The sequence below is a fragment of the Blautia intestinihominis genome (genome assembly GCF_040096655.1).
GTDB classification, from domain to species: Bacteria; Bacillota; Clostridia; order Lachnospirales; family Lachnospiraceae; genus Blautia_A; species Blautia_A intestinihominis.
Genome location: NZ_JBBMEI010000107.1, coordinates 1 through 7,884 on the forward strand (window position 1 = coordinate 1; position 7,884 = coordinate 7,884).

Genomic DNA, 7,884 nt, shown 5'->3' on the forward strand with positions numbered 1-7,884 from the left:
TCATAACTGGATAAAGTTGACTGACGTATACCAATAGCTGCGGAAAAGTTTTTTTGATTCATCTTCAGATCAGTTCGCAGCTCTTTTATTTTTTCTGAAATAGATGATTCCTGCATATTATCCACCTCCTTAAAAGCTATGATTAGTATATCACAAATGATAAAAATCAACAATATAGAAAAATATCATTCATGATGATAAAAATTATTGACAATGATTATTTAAAATGATATAGTATCAGTGAAAATGATAATTATAGACAAGGAGGAAATGATATGCAGAGACAGAACTATATGATTACAGCGGAAGAAGTTGCAGAGAGCATGGGGATTTCACTTGGATATGCTTACAAGCTGCTTCGCAAACTGAACAAAGAGCTTGCAGATCAGGGATATGTAACCGTTGCGGGCAAGATACCGAGGGCATTCTGGGAAAAGAAATTTTATGGATATTCCCAGATTGCAATGTAAGGGGGTGAGAAAGTATGGCAGCATACAAAGATGAAGAAAGAGGAACCTGGTATGTTTCATTTTATTATGAGGACTGGACAGGAGCCAAAAAGCGAAAAGTAAAAAGAGGATTCCGCACTAAGAAAGAAGCATTAAATTTTGAAGCGGAGTATAAAAGAACAGCGAAAGCAGACATGGATATGACAATGGGAGAGTTTGTAGAAGTCTACTTCCGAGACAAGTCTCAGTCATTGAAGGACAGGAGTATCAAGAACAAAAGAGATACGATGAATGCTCAACTGTTACCGTATTTTAAGGACAGACCGATGAACAGTATCACACCAGCAGAGATTATCCAGTGGCAGAATACGATTATTGAAAAAGGATATTCAGATGATTATCTGAAAACAATACAGAATCAGATGACGGCATTGTTTAATCATGCGAAGAATATCTACAATCTGGCAGATAATCCTTGTGACAAAGTAAAACGTATGGGAAAGACTTCAAAAAAGAAAATGAAGTTTTGGACAATTGAAGAATATCGGCAGTTTATGACCGGAATAGAACCGGGAAGCAAATATTATGTGCTGTTTGAATTATTATTCTGGACAGGAGCGAGAGAAGGCGAAGCACTCAGCATTACACCTGCTGACATTGATTTTGAAAAGAATCTACTTCATATCAATAAAACTTACTACCGTATGCATGGAGAGGACGTGATTACATCTCCCAAAACAGAAGAATCGAACCGTACGATTTCCATACCGGAATTTCTGAAAAAAGAGATTCAGGACTATATTAGCAGACTGTATGAGTTGCCCGAAGATGAACGGATTTTTCCAATGGTTCATGAAGCGGTACAGCATAAGTTAAAACAGGTGGTTCAAAAGACCGGAGTAAAAAAGATAAGAGTACACGACATTCGTCACAGTCATGCGGCATTTCTGATCAATAAGGGAGTGCAACCATTGATGATTAAAGAAAGGTTTGGACATACGGACATTCGCATTACATTGAATACTTATGGGCACTTATATCCAGATCAGCAGAAAGTGGTGGCAGATATGCTGGATGATGAAAATATAAAAAGCTCCGGAAGTACGAACAACCGGAGCAATGTGACAAATGGGGACGAATCCACAAATGTCAACCCTAGACAAGTTGATTATATCAGGGATTCTTCCAGAGAACAACAGATAATTGGCGAGAATAGTTTGAAAAATGGAGGAATTTATGGAACAGAGAAATGAGAATAAAACAGAATTGAAAATGATAAAGATGTCAGATGTCCAGTCCCAGACAGTGGACTGGCTCTGGTATCCATTTATCCCTTATGGGAAATTAACGATCATTCAGGGTGATCCGGGCGATGGAAAAACTACGCTGATATTAAATATTGCAGCGAGATTGTCTAAAGGAGAAGGTCTGGATAACGATATGAAAGTAACAGAACCAGTAAAGATTATTTATCAGACAGCGGAAGATGGGCTGGCAGATACGGTAAAACCCAGACTGGAGCTGGCAGAAGCGGTCTGTGAAAGAATCATGGTTATAGATGAAACAGAAAAATCACTTTCCATGATAGATGAGAGACTGGAAACTGCTATCAAACGGACTGGTGCGAGAGTGCTTATTTTAGATCCGATTCAGGCATACCTTGGAGGAACAATGGATATGAACCGGGCAAATGAAGCAAGGGATATGACAAAAAGATTGAGCTTGCTGGCAGAAAAGTATAAATGTGCAATTTTATTAATCGGACATATGAATAAAGCTGGTGGAAATAAAGCTGCATATAGAGGAATGGGTTCGATTGACTTTTTTGCAGTAGCCAGAAGCGTATTACTGGTAGGAAGAATAGAGGGAGAACCGGACTTAAGAGCAGTGGTTCAGATTAAAAATAATCTGGCTGCATTTGGACATTCCAAAGCATTTCGCCTGACAGAAACCGGATTTGAGTGGATAGGTGACTATGAAATCACAGCAGATGAGGTGCTTGGTGGAATTGCTCCAAAGGTAAATAAACTGGAACAGGCAAAAAAGATGCTGAGGGAACTGGCAGAAACATCAACTTCTGTGCAAAGCAGTGAAATCTTTGATATGGCAGAAGATTTGAATATTTCTAAAAGAACACTGGAAAATGCAAAAAAGGAACTTGGAATTAAGGCAAGACGAATCGGTAATTCCTGGTATTGGGATTTAAATAAAGTTAAGCCGGAATAAATTAAGGGTGCAACATTGCAGAGTATATAGAAAATGCGGAATTAAAATGCAAGGTTGCAATCTGTAAAGACATTGCAGTGTTGCGTCCTTACATAAATTGTAAGAAGGTGAGAACTTGAAAAACGTTATGATTCCAGAGGAGTTATTTGGAAAGATTATAAAATATCATTTACTGGATCAGGAACAGGAAGCAGATGATATAAGAAAAGGTCTGGAAAAAAAGCTGGATGCAATGGTAAATCGTGAGGCATACAGTAAATTCAAAACTGCGCCAACAGAAGAGGAACGGGAAAAGTTCCGGCAGGAGTATCTGGACAGAAAAGGAATGCAAGAGAGCTTTCGATGGTAACAGTTCGTGTTGATTACCTTTTTACAGGAGCGTGTCACGCCCCTGTGAGAAGTAAACAAGAAGAAAGTTGGTAAGGCGCATACGGAAAGCTGAGGCTGGACGGTGAGGTTGCTGTAAATTTGATAGTTGTGAAGAAGGGAGAACGATTCGATGAAGCAGGGAAGATTAGGATATAACAGTAGCAATGACAGATATGGGTTATTAGCCTCGGACTTATGGATTGATACGGGATTTCACTGTGGAGAAGGTCTTGAGGTGCTGGTCGATGATAAGTGGGTAAGGACAAGAATGGAGATGAATCCAGCAAGAGAATGGTATCTGGTTGGAACGCCATACTGTGGAGATCTGGAATATGTGCAGGCAAGAATACCGGAATAATTTAGTCGAGAGAGTAACGAAAGAGATAAAATAGCCCCCGGCAGGGCGCAAGGGTACTTTTGATGGACGGAACGGCTGTCGAAAGTGCTTTTGCGTTACTTTTGACAAAAGTAACAAAACCGCCGTATCCGGCGAAGATTTCTTTTTATACTATAGGCTGGTAAAGATACAAATTTATGTGCCATGTCTGGCACTGGTTTTAGAAAGTGGGGTGACGAACATGACGCTGAAACGAACAATTAGTGGTATGATCGGGACAGGTTCTCTGGCTCATAACAGAAGGGAATTTATAGCAGAAAATGTTGATTCAGACAGAGTGCAACTAAATATTTGCTATCAGAATGAGAATTTAAAAGAAGTTTATAAAGAACTGTTTGATGAAGCTGTAGAACGATATAATATCGGGAAAAGAAAAGATAGACAGATTACAAATTACTATGAAAAAATCCGGCAGGGAAAACAAGAGAAGTTGTTCCACGAAGTAATTTTTCAAATTGGAAATCGAGAAGATATGGCTGTCGGAACAGCAGAAGGAGATCTGGCTGTAAAAATACTGGATGAATATGTAAAGGACTTCCAGAAGCGGAATGCAACGTTACGGGTATTTGGGTGTTATCTACATCAGGATGAGTCTACTCCACATTTACATATTGATTTTATTCCTTATGTGACTGATTGGAAAGGAAAAGGAATGGGCACCAGAGTTTCGTTGAAACAGGCATTAAAAAGTCTTGGATTTCAAGGTGGAAATAAGCATGATACAGAGTTGAACCAGTGGATGAACCATGAAAAAAAGGTCCTGGCAGAGATTGCAAAACAGCATGGCATTGAATGGGAACAGAAAGGTACTCATGAGGAACATTTGGATGTTTATAACTTCAAGAAGAAAGAGCGAAAAAAGGAAGTACAGGAGCTGGAGCAGGAGAAAGAGTATCTAACTGCAGAAAACGAAGAACTGACAGCACAAATTGCGGAATTCAGAGCAGATATCCAGATTTTAAAAGACGATAAGGAACAGGCAAACAGGGAGAAACAAGAAGCAGAACAAAGGGCAGAGGACGCAGAAAAAGAAGTAAAAAGTCTGGAAGAGCGTCGAGATGTGCTGCAGCCGATTATGGATAATGCCAGTAAAGAAATAAAAGAATATGGAATGATTAAGACGTTTTTACCGGAGGCAGGAACATTTGAACGTGCAGTACCTTACAGAGAAAATAAAATCAAGCCATTGTTTATCAAGATGAAGAATCAGATTGCTGCATTAGCTGGAAAGGTTGTAGAACTTAACAAAACGATAGAAAGCTGGAAAAACAAATATCAAAAATCTACGGAGAAATGTGATGATATCCAAACGCAGTTAGATGATGTGCGTAAAGAAAATGGAAAATTATCAAATGATAATCAACGTTTACAAAAGATTTCGGACAGATATGACAGAGTGGTGCGTATTCTGGGAATGGAAACTGTAGAGGATGTGGTGCAGCAGGACATTAAAGAACAAAGGGCACTGGAAGAAAAACGGCGAATGGAGCAAATGCCAAAGGGAAGCGTTCTGAAACAGTTGGAATGGGCAACTCAAAAGAGCCAGATTGAAAACCAACAACGTAAGAAAAATAAAACAAAATACAAAGGATTGGAGATTTAGACTATGAAAAAACAGATTTATGATGAGAAAAATGGAATGAGCTATACGTTGCATGGAGATTACTATTTGCCGGATCTGGTTTTAAGAGAAGAAGAACCGACATATGGAAAATATGGAATGTTACGAAAGCAGTTCTTAAAAGAACACAGATCAGCAAGATATCAATACATGTTATTGACCGGAAAATTGAATGAACATCTGAATCAGATCGATCAGGAAGTCAGAGAACAGGTGGAAACGCTTATGGAACAGATGATAGAAAAACAGGGTGTAACTGAAGAATTAAAGGCACAGGATCAGATGAAGTGGGTTAGGTTAATGAATAATATAAAAGCCAGTGCAGAAGAGATTATATTGAAAAACATGGTATATGTGTGAGATCGTTCTTTTACACTTTTGTATATATTAGAATAGCACTTTAGAAAGCACTATGGTAAAATAAAGTGAAGGTAAATCGGAATTTGTGGAGAGATTTCCTGAACTTTCCTTATTTTTCAAGGCTTACAGCCCCTTAGATAGTGAAATGATATGTATTTTCCCTTATTTTTGCCCTTATGCGGAATCCGCAAGGGAAATAAGGGAAATTTTTAGTTAAGCATTGCTCGCTACTTTATCAAGAAGTCTTGCGGAATCCCGCTTTGCTTTTCTTGTTGAGTGAGCGTAAATATTCATTGTGGTACTGACATCAGAGTGTCCTAACAACTCCTGTACATCTTTCGGAGCAGCCCCATTGGAAAGCAGATTGCTGGTGTAAGTGTGACGTAACTGGTGAAAATGGAAATCTTCAAATCCTTCCAGCTTCTTTGACACTGATCTGCATACAATGCTGAGTGTACTCGGCAGTTCCAAAGAGCCATCTGGTCGCAGGCAGACAAAGGAGATTTCTTTGTAATCTGCCGGGACTTCCTGTGTTCCGTCAAGATGATAGTATTCATAATAGACTCTGTTTTTCACATGCACTTCTTTGTAGTAATTGCGGTGATATAATTCGCCATACTGCATCCGGTTTTTGAGTTGTTCCTTTCTGGCAGCTTTCAGTATTTCAGTCAGAGTATCGCCAAAATCAACAATCCTTACTTTCTTCCGTTTCGTTGGTCCGATAATATTTTTGTGTTTCATGCCGTCGTAGCGGATACTGCGTTTTATGGTCAGGCATTGTTCCTCAAGGTTAATGTCCTGCCATGTAAGACCACAGGTTTCCCCGATACGGAGTCCGGCATAATACGCAATCTGAATCGGCAGAATGGCAGGTGGGTTTTTCTTTTCCAGATATTTGATGAGCCGCTCGTAATCTTCGTGTGAAATCGGCTGTGTGCCTTCTTCCACCTCATCATCGGAAAAGAGGTCAACTTCCTCTGCCTGTCTTTTCAGCTTGATATATTGCATCGGATTGAAACTGATTAATTGTTTTGGAAATACTGCAAAACGGAATGACTGCTGTAACACTGCGGAGAATGAATGGATATAATCTTTGCTGTATCCTTTTCGCACTTTTCCGTCTGGAAACTCGCCACCGAACGTAAGTAGGTCGAGGAAACTCTGTAAATGTTCAGCGGTAACCGTTTTCAGCTTTCGGTCTGCAATCGGGTGTTTTTTGATACATCGGATTGCACCAAGATAATTTTCCACTGTGCCATTACTCAGTGTTCCGGTTTTCAGTTCTTCTTCCGCCCACATGTCCAGAAGTTCCCCTACCGTAAGGCTGTCTGCCTTTGCGACAAACTTCTTGTTTTCATAATCTTCCAGTGCTTTGCGGAGAAGTTTTTCCGTCTCACTTTTACTTTCGGTTCCAGCATATTCTTTCTGAACCATTTTACCGCTTGCATCTTCTACATAGAAGCGATAGTACCATTTTTTCCCTTTTTTTCTAACAGATCCTTTTGCCATAATCGTATGTCTCCTTTCGATATCAGACAATCGGAACTGTTGAAATGCTTCTTGCGTGTAAGTATATCACAACTCCGGTTGTCTTACTATACCGATTCAGAATCCTCATACATAACTTCGGATAAAAGATTGGCAAGCCTTTGTTCTGCTGTTTCCGGTTTCTTAGAATAGAGTCTTATCACATCTGCCATATCGTTAAATGCGTTGACAGTATGCGTAATCTCCCTGAGAAACATGATCTCGTTATATTCATCTTTCGATTCAAAGCCCATTACTTTGGCAATGTCCGCATCTTTGGTACTGCCCTTGTAATTTTTACAGGCGAACTGAAACGAATCCAGAAACAGTTCATATTGCTTTAACATTAACAGCAGTAAGTCTTTGGAAAATGCGTCTTCTGTTTTATTAAGGTCGAGAGGTAACTGTTTGAGAATATCACTCATCGCATCACGAATCAGTAATTCTTTCTTATCCGTAATATCGGTTTCATATTCATCAGATTCCCCTTTGAGCCATTCAATGGATACATGAAGTGCTTCCGAAAGACCTTCCAGTACCATCTTTTTGGTATTGTCAATCGAACCATTCTCATAACGTAGGATTGTGGAAGCGGTAACTCCCATCTTCTCTGCTACATAAGGCTGTGTCAGATTTAATTCCAGACGGCGCTGTTTTGCCCTGCTGCCGATCAGCTTGCGTAGTTCTTTATCTTTCATTGCTGATGTGCCTCCTTTTTCGGTATGTCATTACTATACCACGTAACAACACATATTGCAATATGCAATTCAAAGAAAAGCAATGTAATTTCATAATGCTTGACAAAGCAATATAAACACGCTATACTGACAGCACAAATAAAATTGCATAATGCAATTCAAAAGGAGGTGGTCATATGACACAAAGAAAGATTGCCTTATCTATTGAAGAAGCTGCTGATTATACGGGAATCGGCA

At 39.4% G+C, this 7,884-nt stretch carries 9 protein-coding genes; 7 read left to right on the forward strand and 2 right to left on the reverse strand.

The genetic code is table 11. From position 1 onward, the window contains the following. The first annotated feature begins 275 nt into the window (after positions 1-275). The 7 genes from WMO75_RS17965 to WMO75_RS17995 all read left to right on the forward strand — a co-directional run bounded on the left by WMO75_RS17965 (position 276) and on the right by WMO75_RS17995 (position 5,422). Positions 276-470 carry a helix-turn-helix domain-containing protein gene (locus WMO75_RS17965; protein ID WP_055053915.1) on the forward strand — a complete coding sequence of 65 codons (195 nt, stop codon included), beginning with the start codon at positions 276-278 and terminating at the stop codon, positions 468-470. A 14-nt stretch (positions 471-484) separates the two neighbouring features. Beyond that, positions 485-1,702, forward strand: coding sequence for a site-specific integrase (locus tag WMO75_RS17970; protein ID WP_117468400.1), 1,218 nt, complete (start codon positions 485-487; stop codon positions 1,700-1,702). After that, complete coding sequence (locus WMO75_RS17975) at positions 1,674-2,675, forward strand: AAA family ATPase (protein ID WP_173770107.1); 1,002 nt, start codon at positions 1,674-1,676, stop codon at positions 2,673-2,675. Before WMO75_RS17970 ends, WMO75_RS17975 begins: the two co-directional genes overlap by 29 nt. A 127-nt stretch (positions 2,676-2,802) precedes the next feature. Then, positions 2,803-3,024, forward strand: coding sequence for a complexin-2 (locus WMO75_RS17980; RefSeq protein WP_117468423.1), 222 nt, complete (start codon positions 2,803-2,805; stop codon positions 3,022-3,024). Positions 3,025-3,174: 150 nt separating this feature from the next. Then, positions 3,175-3,402: a DUF5348 domain-containing protein gene (locus WMO75_RS17985; protein WP_055053912.1), complete on the forward strand. Its 228-nt coding sequence runs from the start codon at positions 3,175-3,177 to the stop codon at positions 3,400-3,402. 220 nt (positions 3,403-3,622) lie between these two features. Continuing rightward, a complete protein-coding gene (locus WMO75_RS17990; RefSeq protein WP_349078658.1) occupies positions 3,623-5,044 on the forward strand; it encodes a plasmid recombination protein in 1,422 nt (473 codons plus the stop codon). Positions 5,045-5,047: 3 nt separating this feature from the next. After that, positions 5,048-5,422 carry a TnpV protein gene (locus tag WMO75_RS17995; RefSeq protein ID WP_117468397.1) on the forward strand — a complete coding sequence of 125 codons (375 nt, stop codon included), beginning with the start codon at positions 5,048-5,050 and terminating at the stop codon, positions 5,420-5,422. Positions 5,423-5,635: 213 nt separating this feature from the next. On the opposite strand, the gene WMO75_RS18000 is transcribed toward WMO75_RS17995, so the two are convergent. Both WMO75_RS18000 and WMO75_RS18005 read right to left on the reverse strand, forming a co-directional pair. Next, positions 5,636-6,931 (reverse strand): tyrosine-type recombinase/integrase, encoded by a 1,296-nt coding sequence (locus tag WMO75_RS18000; protein ID WP_118238301.1) that lies wholly within the window; start codon positions 6,929-6,931, stop codon positions 5,636-5,638. An 86-nt stretch (positions 6,932-7,017) separates the two neighbouring features. Then, positions 7,018-7,647 (reverse strand): helix-turn-helix domain-containing protein, encoded by a 630-nt coding sequence (locus WMO75_RS18005; protein WP_118238299.1) that lies wholly within the window; start codon positions 7,645-7,647, stop codon positions 7,018-7,020. Positions 7,648-7,884 lie beyond the last annotated feature (237 nt).